This window comes from Novipirellula herctigrandis (genome assembly GCA_007859835.1).
In the GTDB taxonomy this organism is placed as follows: domain Bacteria; phylum Planctomycetota; class Planctomycetia; order Pirellulales; family Pirellulaceae; genus Novipirellula_A; species Novipirellula_A herctigrandis.
The window spans coordinates 5,356,386-5,379,245 of the sequence record SJPJ01000001.1; the positions used below are offsets into that span (position 1 = coordinate 5,356,386).

The window sequence follows — 22,860 nt, forward strand, 5'->3', positions numbered from 1 at the left end:
TGAGCGCGCATGCGCAAATCAGCAATAAAGCGAGGCTGCGGAGGGATGTGCTTACGTGGATCAAGTTGATGGTTTCTTGAGATGCGTTGGAATGTGTTGCGTCAGAGAATGTCCGTTAGCGATTGAATTGGTAGAAGTGCAAGTAGTTGTTAAAGGTGCCACCGCGTCCGGTTGGCAGTCGCCCCGAAGAGGTCGTTGTGGACGTCGGTCGTTCGATAGTGCGTTCGATACGTTGAAGTTGGATTGCTTGGGTACTAACGTTTTGACGGATTTGTTGCCGTGGCCGAACGAACGAGTGATAGGGGCCGAGGAGACTGTTGTCGGTTCGGAGTAAATCCAAATAGGGCGAAAGACGTTGTTGGTAAGGCGAGCTTGCCTGTGGCGACGGGTAAGTCGCGGACCTGCTAGGGGATTGTGCCGAGCCGCTAAGCGATATCGCGATTGGCAACAACACAAGGCATACCAGGCCGGCGCTTAAACGACTGATAGCATTGATCTTCCGATGCATCCGCACATTTCCCAATCTTTGGTGAATTCAGGTCTGCAAACGGTATCGACTGCTTAACCGTTACATCTTTCGCCAAAGAGCAAGGAAAACTGAAAATTTTCGAAAATTCACTCAAGTAAATGGGTAAATCAACGTCAACGTTTGTAGCGGATTTGCAACAAAGAAAGTCGGGAAACGAGCGCTGCGTGCGCGGCGGGATTAGTGTGAATCTCGGATCCACTGGGCGACTTCAGCGGCGAAATAGGTTAGCACGCCATCGGCACCAGCTCGCTTGAAGCCAAGCAAACTTTCCAACACCACTTTCTCTCGATCAAGCCAACCTCGCTCCGCCGCAGCCGATAGCATTGCGTATTCACCACTCACTTGATAGGCAAATGTCGGCACGCCAAACGTCGTTTTGACGCGACTGACAATATCGAGGTAGGGCATTCCTGGTTTCACCATCACGGTGTCGGCGCCTTCGGCTAAATCGAGTGCGACTTCGTGAAGCGCCTCATTTCCTTGAGCTGGGTCTTGTTGGTAGGTATTTTTGCTCGCCGTACCAAGGTTACCGGAGGAACCGACGGCGTCGCGGAACGGACCATAGAACGAGCTGGCGTATTTCGCTGCGTAGGACATGATTTGCACGTTGGTGTATCCGGCAGCGTCCAAGGCGATACGAATTGCCTTGACGCGTCCGTCCATCATGTCGCTCGGTGCGATGATGTCACAGCCTGCTTCGGCTTGCACAATTGCTTGCTGAGTCAAAACGGTGACCGTTTGGTCATTGATCACATAGCCATCGTGAACTAGGCCGTCTTGTCCGTGGCTACTGTAGGGATCCAGTGCGACATCGCAAATCACGCCGAGTGAATCGCCGACGGACGCTTTGATCTTTCGAACGGTGCGACAAACCAAATTGTCGGGGTTGATCGCTTCGATTGCGTCCTCTGTTTTTAAAGCCGACTCGGTCGCAGGAAACAACGCGATCGCGGGGATCCCAAGGTCACAGGCCGTTTGAGCCATGGATTCGATTTGGTCCGTACCCAACCGATCGACTCCCGGTAAACTTGTTATCGGTTGACGCCCAATCCCATCAAAGACGAACACGGGCCAAATCAGATCGTTGGCCGTCAATTGATTTTCGGCGACCAAGCGTCGCGACCAATCATGACGCCGCACACGTCGCATCCGTGTCGCCGGAAACGGACCGCGGGAAAAAGTGTTCATTGTTTCATCTTTTGCTGAGTGATCGCTTGGGGAGATAGAGCACCAACCATCTTAGATCCGATTCATGACGATGCGAAGGCGCGGGAAAATTGCGCAGACGCGGGAAAATTGCGAAGGCGCGGGAAAATTGCGAAGGCGCGGGGAAATTGCGCAGACGCGGGAAAACCGCGACCAAAGATATTGCATCGATCCGTCGCGAACTGGCCATCGGATTCGGAAAGCTGGTACAATGTTGTGATAATTAGTCACTGCTCTTTCCCACCTTCCCTACCGAGAATCCCTCATGACCAACCCCGCTGGAAAGCTACCAACCAATATTGAGTCAAAACCGTCACGCCGCCGTTTTATCAAGCAGACGGGTGCGGCTTCCGTTGGTGCGGCTTCGACATTAGCAGCCAGTCGACTCTTGCGGGGTGATGAGCCCGTTGAGAACGAGAAGCAAATGATTCGGGTTGGGTTGGTTGGTGCCGGTGGCCGTGGTGGTGGTGCGATGAATGATACGTTGACCATTAATGACAACATCCAAATGGTGGCAATTGCTGACTTGGAGCCGGGCAAGTGCGAGCGGCTTCGAAAAAGCTTGCAACCGAGATACGGCGACAAAGTAGCCGTCGACGACAAGAACATGTACGGCGGCTTAGACAGCTACAAGCGGATGCTCGACAACCCAGATGTTGATTTGGTGCTTTTCGCCACTCCGCCTGGTTTTCGTCCGACATATGTCCTTGAAGCCGTCGAAGCTGGCAAGCATGTCTTTGCGGAAAAGCCGACTTGCGTTGATCCGGCTGGATACAAGGTCTGTTTAGAGGCAGACAAAAAAGCCAGAGCGAACAACACTGCGATCGTTACGGGGACTCAATACCGTCGGCAAACCAATTATGTTGAAGCGATTCGTCGAATCCATGAAGGTGCTATTGGGGAAATTGTCAGCGGCACCGCACGGTATTGTTCCAATGGCATTTGGTTCAAGCAGCGTAAAGAAGGGATGAGTGACATGGAGTACCAGTTGTACAACTGGATGCACTTCATTTGGCTTTCTGGTGACCAAATCACAGAGCAAGCGGTCCACAATATCGATGCAATCAATTGGATTATGGGTGGTCCACCCGAAACGGCCTTCGGCAGCGGTGGTCGGTTCACTCGCCCCGAAGGAAGCGAGATGTGGGACAACATGGCCATCGACTACACGTATCCTGGTAATCGAGTGGTCTCGTTCATGTGTCGCCAAATTCCATCGACTCAATCCGAAAACGGTAACGTGATTTATGGCACCGAGGGAATCGCAACGATTTTGGGTTCCAACAGCGGTGCGTCGATTGTCGACCGTGATGGAAAAACGATCTGGGAGATGGAAGGAAACATTGGAGCGGCGTACAAGCAAGAACATAAGGACCTTGTCGATTCCATTCGTGCCGGCAAACCGATTGTGGAGCTGCGTGAAACAGCCGAAAGTTCCCTCACCGCTGTGATGGGACGAATGGCTGCTTATACGGGTAAGAAAGTCAATTGGGACTTCGTCGTTAACGAATCTAAATTGGATCTTTTTCCCCAAGACCTTGACATCAAAGGCAAAGGCGCTGCCCGAGGATTCGCAATTCCCGGAAAAGAGAAATTGATCTAACGCGTGTTAGGCTTTCCAGCCTAGCTGCGGAGTTCATCGTCTCCAGTGCAGTCGAGCAAGCCACAAATGTAAATATTTGTGGCTGCCTAACGTTTGGGGACCAATCATTTCGCTGCTAGGCGCCGAAAATCTGGTGATAGCTCCACATGCAAACGGCATAGGCCATATAGATCAATGCGGCTGTATAAAGCGTAACAATGATCGACCAGAAAATACGTTCGGCGTGCGAGAACTTATCGTTCATCCACAATAGAGGGATGCCAAGCACACCGGTGACCAAAAACAGAATGGCGAACACCGCGCCGCGACTTTTGGCGACGGATTCCTTTTTCGGCGAATCGACAAGCTTCGCTTCGATTGGCGATTGGTCGTCCTTGGCAGCGTTCATTGGGAATCATTCGGAGCGAAGTTGGAATTGCTTTCGGACAGTCGCTGTTGGGCTTGGATCACCAATGGAGCGACGTTGGCATTGTTGCCGTAGAGTTCGATGACGCTATACCAAATCCTTCGCGAGGCGACAACATTTCCTTGTTGCATTTCGCGATCCGCGTCCGCCAATTTAGCTTGGATGATCAATGCGGCTTCGTCCTTGGAGACTGATTGGCTTTCGATTTTCGCGATTTGACGACGAGCCAAGTTCACATAGGGACGGTACTTCTCGTCGTCACCCAGAAGGGTTTCCATGCTGCGGTACTGATCAAACGCGGTTGCGGTATCGCCAAAACGCTCAAACTTTTGCGCTTCTGCCAAGAGTCGCTCGCCTTCATTTCGAAGCGGCAGGTTCCGTTTCAGTTTCACTGACAACGCATGCTCGGCTTGGATCATCTCGACACGGTCAATCTGTTCACGTGCCCAATCGGCATGCTCACCATCAGGGAACCGATTAACCATTGGTCGTAGATAATTATTCTTGGCTTGGTTAAGAGATGACTGCGTTTCTTGCGAAAGCATCTCTTCGGCGCGGTTTCGCATTTGGGCTTCGTTCAGCGGCCAAACCATATAACCAAGCACACTGATAATCAACACAAGAGTCCCGATTAGCACCCATGGTTTGTCGTGCCATAAGGTTGCATCGACGACTTCGTCTTCTCGGACCAAATGACGACCGAGTAATGACCTGGCTTCGTCCCGTTCTTTCTCGTCCGTCACACTGAGCGGGCTAAAGCCACTCGAAGCATGTTCGGCGACACCGGTTCGCGACATCGCCCGTCGGCGAACTTCCGCGAGCGCCAACGAAACAGCGGGAGCACCGAATGGACGTTTTTGAGGATCTTTTTCAAGTAGTTGAGCGATCAACTTATCGAGCCATACGGGACAATCCATTACGATCGATGCCGCCGAGACCGGTGTTTGCGTCAACACGTTTTGTGTGACTTGTTCGATTGTTTCGCCATCGACCGGCGCCCGACCAGTTAAAGCGAAGTACAGCGTCGCCCCAAGCGAGTAAAGGTCCGACCGACCGGTGATGGATCCTGGGTCTTGGATCAATTCGGGTGGTCGAAATGCGATTTCTTGGACCGTTGGCGGACGCGATGTCTTGAAGCTTGTATCAAATCGATTCGTTCGAAGGTCGATCAAAATCGGACTGAGCCCAGCGATCATGATCTTGTCGGGCTGGATCGCTCCATGAACCAACCCCTTTTCATGCAAGTGACGGAGCGCGTCGACGAGCGGTTCGGCCAGTTCAAGAACCGATTCCCAAGGCAGCCTCGTGCGGCGACTCAGTTGTGCGTCCAAGGTTTCGCCATCGACCAACTCATAGGCGAGGTAGGCATCATTCGTCTCAAACCCGCCACCAAAACAACGGGCGATCGCGGGGTGAGCGACTGTTTTGAGCGTCTTCCATTCTTCGGCGAATTGCGTTCTCGCTTCTGGCGTCGCGCCGAACGGTGAGGAAAACACCTTCACCGCAACCGCTCGTTTGAGTTGAACATGGACAGCCCGCCAAACACAACTTTGCGACGGATAGTCGCCTAGCTTGGATTCAATTGCCAGAGGTCCGAGGCGGCTACGAGGCATGAGAGCTTACACGCAAAAGAAACTGAGCGGGAATTGGAATGGTAGAAAGAGTAGTATCTCGAAGTATAACCAGTTTTCTTACTAAAATCAGCCCTTACCAATCGAGTCCGTCGGGATCCCACCGATAGTTCAGCGGTTGGTTGCGGTCGCAGAAAATTTTTCCATTTTGGTAGGTTAGCTCGGCTACTTGGACCGAAGTCCGTTTTAGTGAAGTCGCTTGATCGTGATCGGTGTCACCACCTGGGTGGGTAAAGTAAAGAATAAACGCCCGGTCTCCCTGAACAATCACGTCCGCATGACGTCCAAAGGCGGCATCGTCGCGGCGGACGCCTGGCTCGCCCAGAATCGTTCCACCGTCTTGTAGCGTCCAATCGGTTAAATCGTCGGATCGATAGATTTGTTGGCCATGCCAAACATCGGCAATCATCCAGTAGTGTCCCTTCCAGCGAAACACATTGGGCCCTTCTTGTCCAGCATCATCGGCTGCGATGCCAACTTCGCTCCAATTTTTTAGATCGGGACTGTCAATCATCAATGTCTTGCTGTCTTGTTTGTAGTACATGCGCCAATTGCCGTCCGTCATCGGAAAGATGGCGGGATCAATCACGTTGTGCATCGGTAGTTCGTCCGAGAATGTCCAATTTCGCAAATCATCACTGGTGAAGTGCAGCATCACTGCGACGCCACCCCATTCGGTGTAGATGCCTTTGATGCGCGAGACAAACATGTGATATTGGGCGTTGGCATAGACCACTTCGGGCGCCCACCACGAATTGCGTCCTCCCTCGTATTCAAGTCCGATTGCTTCTCCGATGTAATTCCAAGTTTGACCACCGTCGGTGCTTTCAGCCATGCCGATGTCCGTCCCATAGCAGTAACCGACGCCGGGCAAGTATTTTAAGTTGGCACGTCGTTGGCTGTAGAACATCGTTCAACACTTCTTCTGACGATTCCAAACGGCCATCGGGTCCGCTGCACCATCGAATCGGGGGTCGCGATAGAGTGGTGCTGGAGCAGAGCCTTGTGTTGCAGTTGCCTCGACTCGCAATACGATCATGGGCGATTCGCCGATACAGGTCGCATGAACGGCGACTAAGTTTTCGCCTTGTTTCAGCGATTGCTTCGCCTTCCCTTCGATCGGTAGAGGCACGAACCGAGGCGTGTTACCAATGACATCGGCGACTTTGATCCCATTGACGTAAACCTGCACATCGCCACGATGATAAATCTTTAGTTGAGGTGACGCGGGGATTGAATCCAGACTTAGATTTCCGCGTTGCCAAATTTGGCCGGAGTCCCAGTGTGTTTTGGCTTGCTCACCATCGCCGAATCCTGATGGTCCCACTTGCCAATCGGAATCGTCGAAGTTTGCCAAATTCCAACCCGTCGATGGGTAGTCGGTCACGTAACGCCACGATGAAGTCAAAGGCAAGATCGTTGATTGGCCGTCACCGATCGATGTTTCTACTTCTTTTATGTTTGCCTCAGGATCCCCCTGTTCGGCGCGCAGCATCCGACAGCCGAAAAGGCCGCCTGCCATTGCTTCCGCGGTACATTCCATGCGCACGGTGGCGATTGTTTGACCGCCGATTATCTCGTTGTCGATGGCATAAACGACATTGAAAAATTCCCCCGGTTGGTCTTGATGAAGCGTTTGAGAAGCGATCTTTTTTCCGTTGACTAAAATGTCAAACGTCCGGTTTCCTGTTTCACCACCCCAATAGGTGCATTGCAACTCGTTCGCAGCGGTGGGGTCCACCTGCATTTCGAACGAGAACCATCCACCGCGAGCGTCACGCCATTTGCGACCCTGGTGTTCACCGGCATGACTGTTCTTGCTTTTCAGGTTGTGGTCACGCTCGGGTTGCATCTCGCCAATCCGAAGTACGTCGATCGTACGTGTTTCGAGCTGTTTTTCCTTTTCTTTTTCGGCTAACCATTTTGCTTCCTGCTCGGCCCATTGTTCCGAGGTGTAACGGTCGAGGTAAACGGTGAAGCGGCGTTCGTGCAATGGATAGAAAGGCACCAATTTCACATCGCGTGGTTTGCCGACACCGTCGGTTTCGAATTGCAATGAATTACGGTCGATTGCTTTGACCCATTGATCGACGGGCTGATTATCGGTCAACAAAACGGGCACGTAGAAAGGCTCGGTCGCCTTTGAGTCATCGATGGGTCCAAGGTCGGCTGCCAACAACGTGGGGCCATAAAAGACTGCAATGCGGTCTTTGTTATCGGGCATCGATTCCGTTCGTAAACCCATTGGTAATTTGACGTCAACGACATCGCCTGATTTCCATTGCCGCTCGATCATGACGTAACCGTGTTGGTCGGCCGTCGCTTCTTGAATTTTTCCGTTGACAGAGACTTCCGTTTCGCCAGCAGTCCAGTAGGGTTTGCGAATGCACAGTGAGAAGGTTTGTGGTTGCAGGGATTCGATGGTGAAACGAGTCGTGTCTTGCTGCGGCCACTGTGTCGTTTGCGTTAACGTGACGCCGTGGTCAGTCCATTGGACTTTGGATGGAATAAACAAATTGACCCAAACGTTATCGGCACCGTGGAAATAAATTGCTTCGCCGTACTTAACATGATTTTCCATTCCAGTGCCGACACAACATGTAAAGCCATCGTACTGCGATTGGTATTCTTTCATGTGCCCTGGTTGTAGCGACAAATTGTAGATCACACGGCCATCGGGATGCTGGCTGCTACGCATGTGGTTCAGCAACGCTCGTTCGTAAAAGTCCGCCACTTTGGAGGATGGATTCCAACCAAACACATGCATCGAGAGTTTTAGCATGTTGTAAACATTGCATGTTTCCGTCGTCCAAGGACTCAGCCGATTATTCAATTCATCGGGAGGTCCAAAGTGTTCGTGGTCACAATGGCCACCGGTGACATAACTGTGGTGATTGACGACACGATCCCAAAAGAAGTTGGCGATTCGTTGATCTTCTGTGTCGCCCGTGATTTCATGACGCCTGGCGACACCGACAATTTTGGGGATCTGGGTGTTTGCGTGCTCGCCAGGCAGAATGTCTTTCTGGGCCGCCAAGGGGTCGAGGATTTGCTTGTGATGAAAACGCTTCGATAGAGCCAAGTAACGTTCGTCGCCCGTATCGACATACAGGTCAACCAGTGTCTCGTTCAGTCCGCCATGTTCGGCAACCATGATTTGTTGCATTTGGTCGTCGGTCAGGTTTGCATGTACCTTGACGAACCAATCCGTTAGTTTTGTTTCGATTTCAAGTGCTTGCCTATTACCCGTTAAGCGGTAAGCATCTCGCAGTCCTGCGAACAGTTTGTGCATCGTGTAGTTGGGGACCCAAACGCCATTGAGATCAAAGCCGGCGCTGCGAATATTACCAGCGGCGACTTCCGCATAGACACGTTTACCCTCGGGGATTGCGCCGACGTAGCCATCGGCGTTGGCCTCTTGGCAGTGCCCTAGTTCGTCCACAAAGTAGTTGACACAATCAAGCAATCGCTTGTCGCCTGTCGCAGCGTAGGCCAATGCACATGCGCTGAGGTAGTGGCCGCCACAATGCCCTGAAACGCCTTGCGATTCCCATCCACCGTAGTGCTCTGCTTTTGGCTTGAGTCCCGCTTCGGAGCGAAAGTTGGCAAGGAGTCGATCGGGTTCAAGGCTCAGTAGATAATCGATCGCGATATCTTGTGCCTGTTTGAAGGGCCCGTCGAGCAGACGAACGTCGCTTAAAGCAAACGGCTGTGCCAAAGGCGGCGCGGCAGATTTTACCTTTTGAATTAGAGGCTTTTCGGCAGATGTGGTTTGATCGAGCATGCCGAAGCACGCAAAATATCCAATAACAAGGATAAGTCGGGAATGGGTCAGCATCGTAAATTTCAAAAAGTAAAGGTGGGGGCAAATGGAGATGGGGCCTTAACGCAGTTCGGGAACAAGCCGCCCCGAATCGTCCAAACGCATGGGCAGAATGCCGGCGCGTTCGGTCCATGGGGCATAGGGATCGTTGCCGAAGAAGGTCGACCAAAGTTTGCCCTCTTTATCTTGAAAGATCGAATTGTGTCCGCCATTGGGAATTGCCAAGTAACGATCGCCGTAGGGACCATATAGGGAATCGGAACTGGCGATCATGCAGTCGTAAGTGCGTTCGATTTGTGCTGGATTGAATTCTGCACAAACAAGGTGATAGCGGCCGCCGGCTTTAATGATCATTGCACCTTCAAAACCGACATTGGCTGCGTTGGCCGGTTTCAACAGCCGAGGTTTCTCGGCGAGGCCACTCATGTCGTCGTTCATGCGCGCGACTTTGCCATTTTGGTAGACGTAATACATCGTTCCATCGTCGTCTTGGAACAGCGACGCGTCGATTTCATTCGTGATCGGGCCGTTTGGTTTGGTGTCGACGTAGGGACCTTCGGCTGCGCCGGTGGTACTTTTCAAAAGACCTGTTGCGCCACCTGGCCAATTAATGCTATAGGTAATCCAAAATGTATCTCGGAAGAAATGGATTTCGGGTGCCCAGACGGCGCGGTTTCCATCTTTCATATCCTTTTGCCACTTCCCGTCTTTTTCGATGCTCCAAACCAACCCCAGTGGTTCCCATTGTTTCATGTCTGCGCTTTTCCATACCTGAATCCCTTCGTTGGTTTTCCACCACGTCGGATGGCCTGTGGTAGCAGTCATGTAATAGTTGCCATCGCCACCAATGCAAATCGATGGGTCGCGAGTCGGTGTGTCAAGCAGTGGCCGAATAGGAAGCGAAGTGATTCTTGGGAATCCGTTGGCCCAATCGATTTCAGAGCGAGCGATCCACCACGTTTTTCCGTTGTCGGGGTTTCCTTGAAAGAATAGGTGGGTTTGTCCCTTTGCATCGACCAGCACGCCTGGGTGTCCTGATTCCGACGAATTCCACTCGCCATCAAATCCGTTACGCAGGATCGGCTCGTTCGAAAGCCGTTTCCACGTAATCCCGTCCTCGCTGGTTGCGACACCGATTTGCTGGGGGCCATTGTTGTAATTGCCGGCGTAGAACATGAACAATTTTCCCTCGTGCCTTAATAGCGTTGGTGCTTCGATGCACTCGCCTTCCCAGGGAAGTTCGGGTTTCAAAATCGGTTCATCGCCTATTTGATTCCACGTATCGCGAGAAAAATCGGAATCGATGTCTGCGGATGCGACACCGACCATTTGGGTTTTCATTTCCGGATCGCGAGTGGCGTAGTAGAGCATCAGTTTTCCATCAACAGGAAAGGCCTCGGCGTCAATCGCCCGGCCCACGTTCCAATCCCCAGTGGGACGAAAGATAGGATTCGATGCGTCACGAGAAAACGTCAGCCCGTCGTCGGATACTGCATGACAAATTGCGTCATTAGCGCCGTTGCCATACGTTTGATAAAATAAATGTACTTTGCCGTTTAGCACGATTGCCCCCGGAGCGCACAAGCCGTTTTGGTCGCAAGCTTGCGACGGCCAAAGCTCTGCGACCTTGGTCCAGTGATCTAGGTCAGTGCTTTGCGCAATTCCAATTGACCATCCCGGTGGTGTTTGAAACGTGGCACGCTTTTCATCTGCTGGCGACCTTTTCACGGGTGGCAACCTTTTCACGGGTGGCAACCTTTTCACGGGTGGCAACGAGAAGTACATCAAGTAGCGATCGCCGAAACGAATCACGCTTGGGTCTTTGGAATGTGCAATTCCTTTTCGCGAATCATCTGCCCATTTCATCGCAGGCACCGTTGTTTGCCGAGTCGAAGTGGAGGCTTCCGCAATGGACGCGGGCGCGTCGGCGAATACCCAGTGGGGCGGAGCGAAAGGGACGATGAGCGAAAGGGCAATGCCATAGACGAGATCGTGAATGCGTTTTTTTGTATGCATGTTTTTCAGTGCCTTGACGCGGTTTGCTTAAACGAGACCACCACTCTAGTGGAGCGGAACCGGAGGGCAACCTCTATCGACATGGTTCGCAGTGGTCGCTTTTGCTAGGTGATGTCCCGACTTGAGTTGTTTGTTGTGAACAATGCCTGATGCTTTCAGAATCCAGGAATATTCGCCAAGAGGATCAGACAAAGAGGATGCGAGTCGTTATTCTGTAAATGCTGTTTTACTTTATATCCCGCTAGACTTTCCCGCCTTTGAATCAGAATGAAAATTCGAAAATATAAGCATTTAATTGACGTTTTGCGAATGCTGGTTGGCGTCGTAACTTTCGTTGTTCCCCTTTCGGTGGTACGCGCACAAGACGCGAACGTGGGGACCCATATGCAAGAAAAATTGGATCAAGATGCGAAGGCCTCAACGGTACCGCCGGTCGATGCGATGCGTGAATTTCAGTCGATGGCGGTCAAGGAACAAAAAGCAACGTGGGGACATTGGGGGCATCTCCCCGATCGCTTTAGCACTTGGGTGAACCACAGTAATCGCTTGATTCCCGTTTATACTTTTGGCATCACGCTCGGCGCCCTGCGCGAAGAAGGTAGTGCGTACGCAGACGCGGATCGTATCGAAAAACTTTACGGAACGGTTCCTGATCACACGATCAATCCGTCGGCAATGTACTTTGACCAAACTGACATCTATCGATTGCAGCAGGCAGCGGTGGACGCTGGCAAGAAGAACATCATTGTGATGGTGTTTGACGGAACGGATTGGCAAACCACGCGAGCGACTGCGCTCTACAAAGCCGGCAAGCTCAGTTATGACAGTGGCCGGGGGACGGGGTTGTTGTTCCAAGATTACCGATCGGTACCGACCGACTATGGCTATGTTGTGACCAGTCCGCGGCAAAGCGGTGCGAAGTTTGATGTGAATTCGCAAGTTGTTCTTAGCGGAGAGAGTGACACCACCGGAGGTTACGATGTGTTGCGAGGGGGCAAATACCCGTGGCGCGAACAAAGTCGCCGTGATTACTTGCTAGGCGTTGATCGAGAACGCCCCCATTCGGTGACCGATTCAGCGGCTTCGGCGACGAGTCTATTTTCGGGCATCAAAACCTACAACGGCGCAATTAACTTTGCGGTCGACGGGACACAAGTGACTCCTATCGCTCGAACATTGCAACGGGAAAGAGGTTTTCGGGTTGGCGTGGTTACAAGTGTGCCGGTCAGCCACGCAACCCCAGGGGCTGCGTATGCGAACAACGTGTCGCGAAGTGATTACCAGGACATCGGGCGTGACATGGTTGGTCGACCATCGGCTTCGCACCGAAACAAACCGTTGTCAGGAGTCGACGTGCTAATCGGTGGCGGTTGGGGGGAAGGAACGGGAAAGGATAACGGCCAAGGAGACAACTTTGCCAAGGGGAACAAGTATCTGCACGAAGAAGACATTCGCGCGGTCGATATCGAAAACGGTGGTAAGTATCTAGTGTCACAGCGTCGCGACGGCCAATGCGGTCGAGACCAAATTTTGCGAGCCGCGAAATTGGCGGCTGAGCGAGGGCAGCGTTTCTTGGGCTTCTACGGAACAAAGGGAGGGCATTTGCCGTTCCAAACCGCGGATGGTCGATTCAATCCTACCTTTGACGTGAAGGGGGCCGAGAAGTACAGCCAAGCGGATCTGGAAGAGAACCCGACGCTTGCCGATATGACGCAGGCCGCTTTGGTTGTTCTTGAGAAGGGGCCCAAGGGCTTTTGGTTGATGATCGAAGCGGGGGATGTGGATTGGGCAAACCACTCGAATAATTTGGACAACAGCATTGGTGCCGTGTTGAGCGGTGAGGCCGCTTTCGAACGAGTTGTCACGTGGGTCGATCGCAACAATGCGTGGGACGAAACCGCGTTGATCATCACAGCGGACCATGGTCACTTCTTCGTGATCGATGACGCCGAGACGATTGCTGCCGCTGGGCGAGTTCACTCGGAAGTGGTTCACTCGGAAGAAAGTTCAAGCCAGCCGGCAAAGTGAGCGCAACACTGCTTGCGGCAGAATCGTGTTGCTGATGATGTAAATGGGGCTGGATGCGGAGCCGGACTAGTTTCGCTCGATCCACGGATTCACACTGTCGCTGATCGTGACATTTTCGGTCACAAACGAAACCACCGCAGGGATTAAGTCGGATTCTTCGTTGACAAGCGCTTGTCCACTGAGGCTCGTTTTGAGCTTCTCTTGTTTGAACCCCTTTGCTTCGCCTTGACCAAGACGCTTTTTATAGCTCTCAATCCGTTTTGCAATACGATTCGCTTCGGGGGCATCGGTACTGGTGTCGCCTGCGACGACCATAATCGGTAGTCGAATCAGGTTGATATCGGTCAGAACGGAGTCGACCGAGAAACCTTTGATTTGTTTTTCCGGCGAAATCATCACGATTGCTTTCACGTCTTGGCCTTGCTTGATTCGGCCGATCGAGGGCCAACGCCAATCGCGTGAAGTAAAGTGTGCGGCGAAGATGGATCCTTCGCGAACGCCGATTAAAACCAGCGCATTGAGATTCAATTCGCCATTGTTGTTTTTCTTTTTCAGAAACTGTTTTGCTTCTTCCAAATCGAACGAAAGGATGCTTTCGATATCGCGTTTGCCCATTGTCGCAGGATTAAAGGTCTGCGTCCTGCCTCGCACATCGGTGAACTCTTTGCTGCCGCCATGGCCTCGGAACTCGGGTATCAACACCGCGCAACCGGCGTCGCGAAGGGCGAGCACTAATTTGAGGTAGGGGCTTCCTTGACCTTGCCATTCATGGATCAAAATCACCGGAATCGCGTTTTTTTCTTGATCCGATGGGAAATAGAAGGTTCGTAGGGAAATGCCGTCACGAGTCCTGAGTGTCTCGGTGGTTGGTTTTGGAGGTTCCTTCTTCTTTCCGCGGTCTTGCCCCGCTGCACTGTTTGCCATCACGATTGTGGTAACCACGATCGACAACAAATAGACCACTACGAGGATGGCATGTCTGTAATTTGAATGGGCGTTCTGAGCTTGGGCGACTGCCGAACTTCGCATGGAAAACTCCTGGATCCTGATTTGCACGATTCCTAACCGAATTACAGGTTAGACACACCCTATTGTAAGGTCAAATTTTATAGGAGCCTACTGTTGAGCGGCAAACCAAGCGATTAAATCCTCAATCATCGTGTCTTCATGGACTGCCGAGACAGAGATTCGCAGCCGAGACGTTCCGGGGGGAACCGTGGGTGGCCGGATTGCCGGGACATAAAAACCGGCTTCCGAAAGGCGGCGAGACATCGATATCGCAGTGGCATCCTCGCCCAATGTCACCGGAATGATCGGGACACCCATTTCGACGGATCGGGTTAAATCATCGGCGATAGGGGAGAGTGACAACCGCTGGCGAAGCGTTCTTGCCAATGTTTGCACCCGCTGGCGGCGGTGCGGCTCGGTTTGAAACGACTCAATTGCCGCAATTGCGGCTGCGACAGCCGCAGGAGCAAGCGCTGTGCTAAAGATCAATGGCCGGCACCGGTTGATCAGGTAGTTGATGACGTGCCTCGGTCCGGCAACAAAGCCGCCTTGGCTGCCAACCGCTTTACTAAGGGTGCCGATCCGAATAGGTATCCGATGCTTTTCGCCGAGTGCTTCGCAAACACCGCTACCCGTTTTTCCCAACACACCCGTCCCATGAGCCTCATCGACGACGACCGTCGCTTCGAATTTGTCCGCCAAATCGCAAAGTGGCGTCAGCGGTGCAACATCCCCATCCATGCTGAAAACACCATCGGTCACAATCCAGACTCGACGAAAATGCTCCCGCTGTTTTTCTAAGACATCCTCGACGAAGAGAACATCGCGGTGTGGATACACAATGCACTTGGCCATCGATAATCGGCAGCCATCGATCAGTGAGGCATGATTGAGTTGATCGCTGAGAATCAAATCGCCTTCTTCTGCAAGCGTTGCAATCGTACCGCTACATGCAGCGAAGCCGCTCGGGAATAGAACCGCCGACTCGGTTGATTCGAGGGCGGCAAGTTTGTCGGCTAAAGTCTGGTGAAGCGTCGTCCATCCGCAGACCAGTGCACTGGAGGTGCTGCCGGTGGATTGTTCGGATGTCCGTCGGTCGGCGGCGAGTCCGAGATAGTCGTTGCCACCAAAGTTCACTAAATGACGTCCGGATGCTTCGACGAAGGTCGAACCGGACAAGTCACGCGGAACCAATTCTCGCAGCCGAAGTTGATTGCGAAGTTGATCAAGTCGCTCCGCGAGATAGTCGAAAGAGGTCATGTTTTTCTTTGGGATGCTTTGCTCGAGCGTCGCCACAACGCCATAATCTCGCTCGCCAAACGGCTGGAAACGTAGGATCGAAAGATCGAATCGGGTCGTTGATATTCCGCCACACGCAGAGAGACTCAGCGAAGATTATGGTACTTCATAAGAAGCAACAAGTGCTCGGCGTCGAAATGTTTGCGTTGGTAATGAGCTACCGATTCGATCCAAGGTGATCACACGGTAGACTGCGGGCATCCGAGAAGTCCGAATGTACCGGTGACTAATGCATTTCGAATGCACCGGTTGCCGAATATGGCCAATCCCTTACCGAATTCGTCTCTATCGAAGCCGCATTCACCAATGAGTGCACGAAAGTCATGAGTGACCGCAAATGAGTTCCCGATTGCAAATTATCGTCATCGGGGCCGGTGCTGCAGGTTTGATCGCCGCCGCTGAAGCCGCCCAACGTAACGCGGAAGTGATTTTGCTGGAAAAAAACAGTAAAACGGGGGTCAAAATCTTGATGTCGGGCGGAACCCGGTGCAACGTGACCCACAATGCGGACGCAAAGGGAGTGCTGCCAGCATTCGGACACGCTGGGCGGTTTTTACAACCTAGCGTTGGGGCGTTCAGCCCTCAGCAGGTCGTGCAAATGTTCACGAGGCTGGGTGTCGCGACAAAAGTGGAAGCGACGGGCAAGATTTTTCCTGAGAGTGATCGAGCGGTCGAGGTTCGCGACGCACTTCAGATGCAAGCAACCACGGCGGGAGTGAGGATTCTCCGAGAACAACCGGTTCGCCGATTGATTCGCGAAGATTCAAGCTGGAAGATCGAAACGGATCACGATACCTTCCTCGCCGATCGTGTGATTGTTACCGCAGGAGGCCGAAGTTGGCCCGGTTGCGGAACGACCGGTGACGCTTATGGTTGGCTTGAACAACTTGGGCACACGATCGTTCCGACTCGTCCGGCGCTCGTGCCGCTCACGGGAGGCTACGATTGGACACGCGATCTTTCCGGCATCACGTTAGAAGATTGTGTGGTGACGGCGACCAACAAAGTGGCTGGATTTGGAAACAACTCAGCGAAGGTAGAGAAGTATCGAATGAGTCGCCGAGCTTCTTGGCTGTTTACTCACTTTGGTTTTTCAGGCCCCGGGGCGATGGATGTTAGTCGCATCGTGACACTCGACGAACGTCGTACGGCGCTGCGAGTTGAGCTGGATATGCTGCCCGATCACTCGCGCGAGCAGATTGAATCCGTGTTGATGAATACCTCCGCTAAGATCGGACGACGTCGCGTTTCATCGGTCCTTAGCGATTGGTTGCCCAACCGGTTGGCGGTAGCCGTTGCAACGCAGACGTGTGGCGATTCGATGCTTGCTGAGTTGCCAAAGTCGTCTAGGCGAACAATCATCACCAGTTTGAAATCGCTACCGCTACCGATTTCTGGGACACGCGGGTTTGCCAAAGCGGAAGTGACCGCCGGCGGTGTGGCGCTTGGTGAGGTGAATCCAAGGACGATGGAAAGCAGGGTTGCAAAAGGCCTTTACGTTGCAGGCGAGGTTCTAGACGTCGATGGGTGGATCGGCGGTTACAACTTTCAAGCCGCGTTTAGTACTGGGCGAGCTGCGGGCGTGAGCAGTCCGCAGGCGTGAGCAGTCCGCAGGAGTGAGCAGTCCGCAGCGATGAGCAGTCGCGGCGAGTAGGAATACGGTGCCGAAGAGCTTTCAAAAGCCGAGTTTTTGAGTTTCACGACGGGATATTTCGCTTCCTACAAACTTTTCCTACTCGGATCAAGCGGAATAACCAAATCTTTGAGCCCGGTTGTGCCGATAAATCCGCGTGAAGGGGTTTTGCCGAACGGTTTGAACGTATGTTTTGTATCGTTTTGGGGCATGTCGTTTTGACGTGCCGCTTCCTTCAGAGCCAAATAGAGGGGGAGGTCTTCGGACGCACGCGGAAAGCGGTCTTTCCGTGCTTGTGCGATCATTCCCGCTTTTGAACCACCGGCCGATTAGCGATTGCGGCAGCAGCCGCGGAGACGTTTGCAATGCACCGAATGATTCCTTACAAATCGACTTGCCTGACACTGTTTGCTACAGCGGTCCTTGCGATCTACGCTGGCTTGCCACAAACGCATGCCCAGCCGCCGCGAGTCGTTCATGCAGACGCGGACTACGCAGCGAGCGGCTATGTCACGCCCGCAGGCATGGTCCCACCTGAAATGTATCAAGGTCCCGTCATGCCTGTCGGGTACAACGGACTCGCCGGCGGCGGTTGTGCAACAGGCAACTGCGGCGGTCCTGCTCCGATGGCCTACGGCAATATGGGCGGCTACAGCGAAATGCCATACGGCGACGTTGGCTATGGATGTGACAGCTGCGATGGCGGCTGTGACGGCATGGGATGTGGTGGTCAGTGTGGCTGCTTAAGCTGTTGCGTCCTCGGCGAAGGCGGGCTGCTTGGCAAGCTTGGTTCGCCTCCACAAGGCTGCGGCGGATGCGGTCAAGAAGGTTGCCAAAGTTGTGGCGGCCTGACGAATCTGCGTCACATGTGCTTGTTCTGCCAAGGCAGTGGGTGTTCAGCATGCCAGTTCTTAGGGCGAGGTTACTTGCTCGGGGCACTGTCATCGTTGAAGCCCTACCAAGACGCCGGAAAATGTGCCCTTCGTTGGTGTGACTTGTCGGCCGAAGCACTGTTCATGGGCCAATCTCGTGGCGGAGCAAGTCGTGCGTTGACTTCACTCGGCATCGGTGGACCGATCGTGTTGAGCTCCGATGATGCCGATGCAGAAGACCTCGAAGCTGGTATGCGACTTTCCGCAGCGATGATCTTCGGGGCCGGTGGCGATATCGAATTCACCTACATGGGCGGACAAGAATGGGGTGGCAGTGCCAGTGTTTCCAATGCCAGCCCGGTTCTGTATTCCTACATCAGCAAATTCGGTACCGATCCAAACGACGGTTTTGATGACACGGACCGTTCGATTCGCCAATCGGTTGATGTCGAAAGCGACTTCGATAGCTTCGAGTTCAACTACCGTCGCCGAACAATGGGCCCTTACTGTCGCTTCCAGGCATCATGGTTGGTCGGTTTGCGTCACCTTCTCTATACTGACGGTTTGACCTATTCGGCCTTGGGTGAAATGGACAACACTGTCAATGCGAGCCTGCCACGCTACTTCTCCTCGAGCGATCGCAACAAGAACCGATTGTTTGGGCCGCAAGCTGGTTTCGACCTTTGGTACAACATGATGCCAGGCGTGAACCTTGGCTTCGGCGGTAAGTTTGCTTGGATGCAAAACGATATCAAACGTAGCACGGTCTTGAGTGCGAATTCGCTCGATCCACTTGCAACACCAGGCACGGTAGAACTGAACGATACCGAACGTGACATCACGGTAATGGGTGAGCTCGAAGCCACGATCCTCTATCGACTCTCGCACTCATGGACGTTCCGATCGTCGTACTACATGATTGCGGTTGACGATATCAGTTTTGGTGGCCTGGATGACGGAGCGATCAACAATTTCATCTCTGCCCAAACGGTCCAACAACCAGGTTATAGTTACGATAGCCTTGTCTTGAACGGTTTCTCCTTCGGTGCCGAGTACATTTGGTAGGTGCTGGTAACCGCCTAGCGACCAGACGAATCGAGTGTAAAAGGACAGGTTTTCGGACCTGTCCTTTGCTCGTTTCTGTCCCCCCTTTGATGGCCAGCCGCCACGTTTTCTTTGCACCCCCATCCTCGGGGCACTTGATGGAAACCGCTAGTCGGGGATATTTGAGGGAGGGGACGCTCAAATGGCATTGCGTTTGCCATCCAAATTTTGAATTCAGTGAAACGAAGAAGTGAGTCATGGGTAATCTGTTTGATGCGATCGATTGGGCGGATATCTTTCGGGTGGAGCCCGGAATTGGGCTGACAATTGTCTCCAAAGAGGGGGATTTGCTGTACACAAATGAAGCAGCCCTCTCGCTATTTGGCCTTTCTGGTCCCGATGCACCGCAGCGGCAACCGCCCAAGCATCTAAAAGATGTTTTTCATCCCGATTTTGTTCGCGAACGATTGGGGTGGATTCAAAAGGTGATCGAAGATGAAAAGCCACTTCGGGCAACCCACATTTACCAAGGGCAGCGGCTCGTATCGACGTTCTACCCGATTGCCGAATCGACTGCTCAGCAATTCCGAGGGATGGGTGAAGCTGACCACGAAAATAGGATCGATGATGCCACAACTGGGGCGGAGGAAGTTGACTCCCATCAAGCAAGTGATCCTGCGGATGGTGAACAAAACGAACACTATGCTCTGATTATCTCGCGAAGAGATGGACAAGAGGCTTCGTCCGCTATCGATACCGTGTCGAGCCAATTCATTGATTTGGGATGCCTTTCGTCACTGAGCAAACGCGAACTCGAGATCTTTATCTTGCTCGGACACGGAAACAGTGTTCCCGAGGTGGCTCGGATGTTGCACCGTAGTCCTCGGACAGTGGAAAGGCACAAAACCGAAATCGGACGGAAACTCGGTTATTCTTCGCTTGCCGAAATCGCTCGCGCGGTTGGACACGTTGGCTTAACCTACGATCATATCCAACTAGAAAGATTCAAAGCCCTCAGCCAACCAAAGCAGTAGCTGGGAAATCACATTGGTCGCCGCTACGTACTTTTTAGCCGGTTACGACCAAGCGAATATCGAAGGGTTTCTTCTAAGTCAGTGAATCGGTATCGATAACCCGATTGCTCAAGCGCGGTGGCATGAATCCGAGTACTGGCCAACAGCAACGCATCGGCCATTTCGCCCAAGGCGATTCGTAATGCGAATGCCGGAGCAGGAAACATCGCAGGGCGATTTAAAACTCGACCAAGTGTCCTCGCGAAATCGGCGTTGGTGATCGGATTTTGTGAAACAAAATTGATGGGCCCTACAATCTCGCTTTTCATGATCACGTGATAGATCGCACCGAGCACGTCATCGAGCGAGATCCAACTCCACCACTGCTTGCCACTGCCGAGTGATCCTCCGGCGAATTTGGCTGGTAATAGCATTTTTTGCAGGGCGCCACCGTGCGGTGACAAAATCAAGCCAAAGCGTGCGCTGACCACACGAATTCCAGCATCAATAGCCGGTTGGCAGGCGGATTCCCACTCCGATGCGACCGAGGCGAGAAAGTCGGATCCCGGTTCCGATCGCTCATCCAGAATCTCGTCGCCACGGTCTCCATAAATCCCCGTCGCCGAAGCACAAACAAGCACTCTCGGTTTCTTGTCCAACCGCGCCAATGATTCACATAGTTGGCGAGTTCGGATCACACGAGAATCGCGTATTCTCTTTTTGACTTCATCGTTCCAGCGACGACTCGCGATCGGTTCACCGGCTAAATGAACAACGGCATCCACTTCGGAAAGTCGGTTTGCCTGTTGATCGTTTTGCCAAGCTGCGATGCTGTCCACGGACGGGCTGCCCCGAACGATTCGTTTGGTTTCATGCCCAAAAAGTTTTAGCAGGGTCATCATCTTGGACCCAACCAAACCGTGACTTCCTGAAATGGCGATCGTTTGTTTTTCGTTGGGATAGGAATCCACTAAGGCCAAATCGTCTCGTGTGATGCGATGTCGATAAGCAAACATGGACTCGATCTTTCGACGAGCAATCCCGCTGCCAAAGAAGTGTCCAATTGCGCCCACGGGTAACCGATAGCGAATCGAATCTGTTAACGTCGAAGTTTCGCCATTGCCCACCGATTCAACATTGCCCACCGAATGAAAATGATGGGAATGGTCCCAGGAAGCGAATGGCCCCGAGATTTGCGTGTCTGCAAACCGATTCGGTGGATCGTACTCCGTGTGCTCAGCGATCCAGCGCAGCGGCAGGCCGAATAAGCTTGTCCTTAACACAACCCGGCTTCCGACTGTCAAACTGCAATCGCTTCGTTCGATGGAAACCGATTCCCATGGTGGTGTCAAACGCTGCAAGGCCCCACGTCGCTCGTGGTACGCAAATGCTTGTTGTTTCGAAACCGGGAGTCGTGTCGAGACACAATACGTTTGCGGGTCAGCCATATTAATTTTTCAATCGAAAAAACAGCTACACTTCTAATTCGGCTAAATGAACTTCACCTGCCATGGACCGTAGCTTCTCCATCGCACGCCGTTCAAGTTGGCGCACGCGTTCCTTGCTAATTCCTAACCGATCCGCTAGCGACTGCAAAGTGTGCACCTTTCGATGCGATCCAAGCGAGAATCGAGCGCGAATGATCAATTTCTCGCGGCGGTCAAGATCGTCAAGCATCGAAGCGAGTTGAGATCGTAGTTGATGCCAGCGTCCTTCGCTGATCGACGAACCGCGGTCTTCGTCGCTGAGATCCAGATTCATGTCTTGCAGCCCACCCATGACCTTTTGGCGTTCCTGTTGGTTCATCACGATCGTTCGATACGAATTTCGTCGGACCACTTGAGTCGCATAGGTACTAAAACGGAACCCACGATCGTAATCAAATTTCTCAACCGCTCGCATCAGAGCAACAATACCATCGCTCAGAAGCTCATCAAATTGATTGTTCGGATTGACAAACTTTTTGACGATTGAAAATACAAGTCGCAAATTGGCCTCGACGATGCGGTCACGGTGCCAATGAGCCATGGTCACCAGCCGATCGATCAGTGCCAAGCGAGCACGCGAAGGGCGATGGAGGTTCAACAGGCGACGATGCGTTGCCGCTTGCTGTAGCAGGAAATTCATCCTTCGAAAGAGCATCGCTTCTTGCTCTGGAGTCAACAGAGGTGCCTCACAAAGTCGCCCGAGGTGGATCGGTAAATCCGCCCCGCTACGAGTTGCCGTTCGAATGCCGATCTCCTTTTGACGCGCCGCTAAATTCAAAGGTGATGCGAAGATCGCCGCGCCAATGGATGGGTCCGAAAATTCTTTATTGTTAATGAACCCAATTTCCTGGCGCAGTTGCATTTTCGTTGCTCGCTTCAAATCCTCTTTGTTGAGCGAATCATAATCGCGAGCGGTGTAATCGGCTTCGGCACTGGCTGCTGACAGCTCTTCGCCGCGCATCCAAGCGGCGACCCTAGCAGGAACGGTTACGACCGGCCGGGTGGAGGCTGATGTTCCGCCTATATTCTTCAGCGTCCTTGTCTTTGAACCCGATCGTTTACTTGGGCTCTTTTCAGTGGTGGAGTTGAATGGCATGGAGAGGGATGCTTTCGTCATCGGACTGACTCTGTTATTTGAGCGTTGACACGAGGCTAATTGAAAAGGCTACACGATTTGAACGATTAGGGCTTCCAAAACGTTCATTTCGTTATACCGATGGCTGTGAGCGAAAGCAACAGCCAAATTGCGTACTCTGAAGAAT

The 22,860-nt window shown here is 52.7% G+C and carries 17 protein-coding genes; 5 read left to right on the plus strand and 12 right to left on the minus strand.

Translation table 11 applies throughout. The features are described from left to right. Positions 1 to 115 precede the first annotated feature (115 nt). Positions 116 to 508 (minus strand): hypothetical protein, encoded by a 393-nt coding sequence (locus CA13_RS19590; protein WP_146399486.1) that lies wholly within the window; start codon positions 506 to 508, stop codon positions 116 to 118. Between the two features lie 198 nt (positions 509 to 706). Then, on the minus strand, positions 707 to 1,717 hold the full coding sequence (gene hemB / locus CA13_RS19595) for a porphobilinogen synthase (protein ID WP_146399488.1): 1,011 nt from the start codon (positions 1,715 to 1,717) through the stop codon (positions 707 to 709). A gap of 283 nt (positions 1,718 to 2,000) precedes the next feature. Here hemB and CA13_RS19600 point away from each other — a divergent pair, with 283 nt between their 5' ends. Then, positions 2,001 to 3,338 carry a Gfo/Idh/MocA family protein gene (locus CA13_RS19600; RefSeq protein WP_146399490.1) on the plus strand — a complete coding sequence of 446 codons (1,338 nt, stop codon included), beginning with the start codon at positions 2,001 to 2,003 and terminating at the stop codon, positions 3,336 to 3,338. Positions 3,339 to 3,453: 115 nt separating this feature from the next. Here CA13_RS19600 and CA13_RS19605 read toward each other — a convergent pair whose 3' ends face one another. The 5 genes from CA13_RS19605 to CA13_RS19625 form a co-directional block, all read right to left on the minus strand. Then, complete coding sequence (locus CA13_RS19605) at positions 3,454 to 3,726, minus strand: hypothetical protein (RefSeq protein WP_146399492.1); 273 nt, start codon at positions 3,724 to 3,726, stop codon at positions 3,454 to 3,456. Continuing rightward, a complete protein-coding gene (locus tag CA13_RS19610; protein ID WP_146399494.1) occupies positions 3,723 to 5,357 on the minus strand; it encodes a serine/threonine protein kinase in 1,635 nt (544 codons plus the stop codon). The genes CA13_RS19605 and CA13_RS19610 overlap by 4 nt, the downstream gene beginning before the upstream one ends. A gap of 94 nt (positions 5,358 to 5,451) precedes the next feature. Beyond that, positions 5,452 to 6,285 carry a glycoside hydrolase family protein gene (locus tag CA13_RS19615; RefSeq protein ID WP_419194590.1) on the minus strand — a complete coding sequence of 278 codons (834 nt, stop codon included), beginning with the start codon at positions 6,283 to 6,285 and terminating at the stop codon, positions 5,452 to 5,454. Between the two features lie 3 nt (positions 6,286 to 6,288). Beyond that, positions 6,289 to 9,213, minus strand: coding sequence for a glycoside hydrolase family 127 protein (locus CA13_RS35415; protein WP_419194591.1), 2,925 nt, complete (start codon positions 9,211 to 9,213; stop codon positions 6,289 to 6,291). 45 nt (positions 9,214 to 9,258) lie between these two features. Beyond that, positions 9,259 to 11,214, minus strand: a complete 1,956-nt coding sequence (locus tag CA13_RS19625; protein ID WP_146399496.1) for a family 43 glycosylhydrolase — start codon at positions 11,212 to 11,214, stop codon at positions 9,259 to 9,261. Between the two features lie 267 nt (positions 11,215 to 11,481). Here CA13_RS19625 and CA13_RS19630 point away from each other — a divergent pair, with 267 nt between their 5' ends. Next, positions 11,482 to 13,242 carry an alkaline phosphatase gene (locus CA13_RS19630; protein ID WP_146399498.1) on the plus strand — a complete coding sequence of 587 codons (1,761 nt, stop codon included), beginning with the start codon at positions 11,482 to 11,484 and terminating at the stop codon, positions 13,240 to 13,242. Positions 13,243 to 13,308: 66 nt separating this feature from the next. Here the strand turns inward: CA13_RS19630 and CA13_RS19635 are convergent, their stop codons facing one another. Next, positions 13,309 to 14,271: an alpha/beta hydrolase gene (locus CA13_RS19635; protein WP_419194592.1), complete on the minus strand. Its 963-nt coding sequence runs from the start codon at positions 14,269 to 14,271 to the stop codon at positions 13,309 to 13,311. An 87-nt stretch (positions 14,272 to 14,358) separates the two neighbouring features. After that, positions 14,359 to 15,510, minus strand: coding sequence for an aminotransferase class I/II-fold pyridoxal phosphate-dependent enzyme (locus tag CA13_RS19640; protein ID WP_146399501.1), 1,152 nt, complete (start codon positions 15,508 to 15,510; stop codon positions 14,359 to 14,361). 376 nt (positions 15,511 to 15,886) lie between these two features. On the opposite strand from CA13_RS19640, the gene CA13_RS19645 reads away from it, so the two are divergent. Beyond that, the gene (locus tag CA13_RS19645) at positions 15,887 to 17,152 is read left to right on the plus strand and encodes a BaiN/RdsA family NAD(P)/FAD-dependent oxidoreductase (protein ID WP_146399503.1); all 1,266 of its coding nucleotides are present in this window, start codon (positions 15,887 to 15,889) and stop codon (positions 17,150 to 17,152) included. Between the two features lie 116 nt (positions 17,153 to 17,268). Here the strand turns inward: CA13_RS19645 and CA13_RS19650 are convergent, their stop codons facing one another. After that, positions 17,269 to 17,487: a hypothetical protein gene (locus CA13_RS19650; RefSeq protein WP_146399505.1), complete on the minus strand. Its 219-nt coding sequence runs from the start codon at positions 17,485 to 17,487 to the stop codon at positions 17,269 to 17,271. A gap of 60 nt (positions 17,488 to 17,547) precedes the next feature. On the opposite strand from CA13_RS19650, the gene CA13_RS19655 reads away from it, so the two are divergent. Together CA13_RS19655 and CA13_RS35420 are read left to right on the plus strand one after the other, a co-directional pair. Then, a complete protein-coding gene (locus CA13_RS19655) occupies positions 17,548 to 19,119 on the plus strand; it encodes a hypothetical protein (RefSeq protein ID WP_146399507.1) in 1,572 nt (523 codons plus the stop codon). A 236-nt stretch (positions 19,120 to 19,355) separates the two neighbouring features. Next, positions 19,356 to 20,132 carry a LuxR C-terminal-related transcriptional regulator gene (locus CA13_RS35420; RefSeq protein WP_419194593.1) on the plus strand — a complete coding sequence of 259 codons (777 nt, stop codon included), beginning with the start codon at positions 19,356 to 19,358 and terminating at the stop codon, positions 20,130 to 20,132. Between the two features lie 23 nt (positions 20,133 to 20,155). On the opposite strand, the gene CA13_RS19665 is transcribed toward CA13_RS35420, so the two are convergent. Both CA13_RS19665 and CA13_RS19670 read right to left on the minus strand, forming a co-directional pair. Beyond that, entirely contained in the window at positions 20,156 to 21,559 is a 1,404-nt protein-coding gene (locus CA13_RS19665) for a TIGR01777 family oxidoreductase (RefSeq protein ID WP_146399509.1), read from the minus strand. A 25-nt stretch (positions 21,560 to 21,584) separates the two neighbouring features. After that, on the minus strand, positions 21,585 to 22,715 hold the full coding sequence (locus tag CA13_RS19670) for a sigma-70 family RNA polymerase sigma factor (RefSeq protein WP_419194594.1): 1,131 nt from the start codon (positions 22,713 to 22,715) through the stop codon (positions 21,585 to 21,587). Between the last annotated feature and the right edge of the window lie 145 nt (positions 22,716 to 22,860).

Coding starts and splice junctions, on each gene's coding strand:
- CA13_RS19650 (WP_146399505.1), bottom strand. CDS start 17,487: ATGATCGCACAAGCACGGAAAGACCGCTTTCCGCGTGCGTCCGAAGAC.
- CA13_RS19590 (WP_146399486.1), bottom strand. CDS start 508: ATGCATCGGAAGATCAATGCTATCAGTCGTTTAAGCGCCGGCCTGGTA.
- CA13_RS19610 (WP_146399494.1), bottom strand. CDS start 5,357: ATGCCTCGTAGCCGCCTCGGACCTCTGGCAATTGAATCCAAGCTAGGC.
- CA13_RS35420 (WP_419194593.1), top strand. CDS start 19,356: ATGGGTAATCTGTTTGATGCGATCGATTGGGCGGATATCTTTCGGGTG.
- CA13_RS35415 (WP_419194591.1), bottom strand. CDS start 9,213: ATGCTGACCCATTCCCGACTTATCCTTGTTATTGGATATTTTGCGTGC.
- CA13_RS19670 (WP_419194594.1), bottom strand. CDS start 22,715: ATGACGAAAGCATCCCTCTCCATGCCATTCAACTCCACCACTGAAAAG.
- CA13_RS19625 (WP_146399496.1), bottom strand. CDS start 11,214: ATGCATACAAAAAAACGCATTCACGATCTCGTCTATGGCATTGCCCTT.
- CA13_RS19635 (WP_419194592.1), bottom strand. CDS start 14,271: ATGCGAAGTTCGGCAGTCGCCCAAGCTCAGAACGCCCATTCAAATTAC.
- CA13_RS19655 (WP_146399507.1), top strand. CDS start 17,548: ATGCACCGAATGATTCCTTACAAATCGACTTGCCTGACACTGTTTGCT.
- CA13_RS19645 (WP_146399503.1), top strand. CDS start 15,887: ATGAGTTCCCGATTGCAAATTATCGTCATCGGGGCCGGTGCTGCAGGT.
- hemB (WP_146399488.1), bottom strand. CDS start 1,717: ATGAACACTTTTTCCCGCGGTCCGTTTCCGGCGACACGGATGCGACGT.
- CA13_RS19615 (WP_419194590.1), bottom strand. CDS start 6,285: ATGTTCTACAGCCAACGACGTGCCAACTTAAAATACTTGCCCGGCGTC.
- CA13_RS19640 (WP_146399501.1), bottom strand. CDS start 15,510: ATGACCTCTTTCGACTATCTCGCGGAGCGACTTGATCAACTTCGCAAT.
- CA13_RS19630 (WP_146399498.1), top strand. CDS start 11,482: ATGAAAATTCGAAAATATAAGCATTTAATTGACGTTTTGCGAATGCTG.
- CA13_RS19600 (WP_146399490.1), top strand. CDS start 2,001: ATGACCAACCCCGCTGGAAAGCTACCAACCAATATTGAGTCAAAACCG.
- CA13_RS19665 (WP_146399509.1), bottom strand. CDS start 21,559: ATGGCTGACCCGCAAACGTATTGTGTCTCGACACGACTCCCGGTTTCG.
- CA13_RS19605 (WP_146399492.1), bottom strand. CDS start 3,726: ATGAACGCTGCCAAGGACGACCAATCGCCAATCGAAGCGAAGCTTGTC.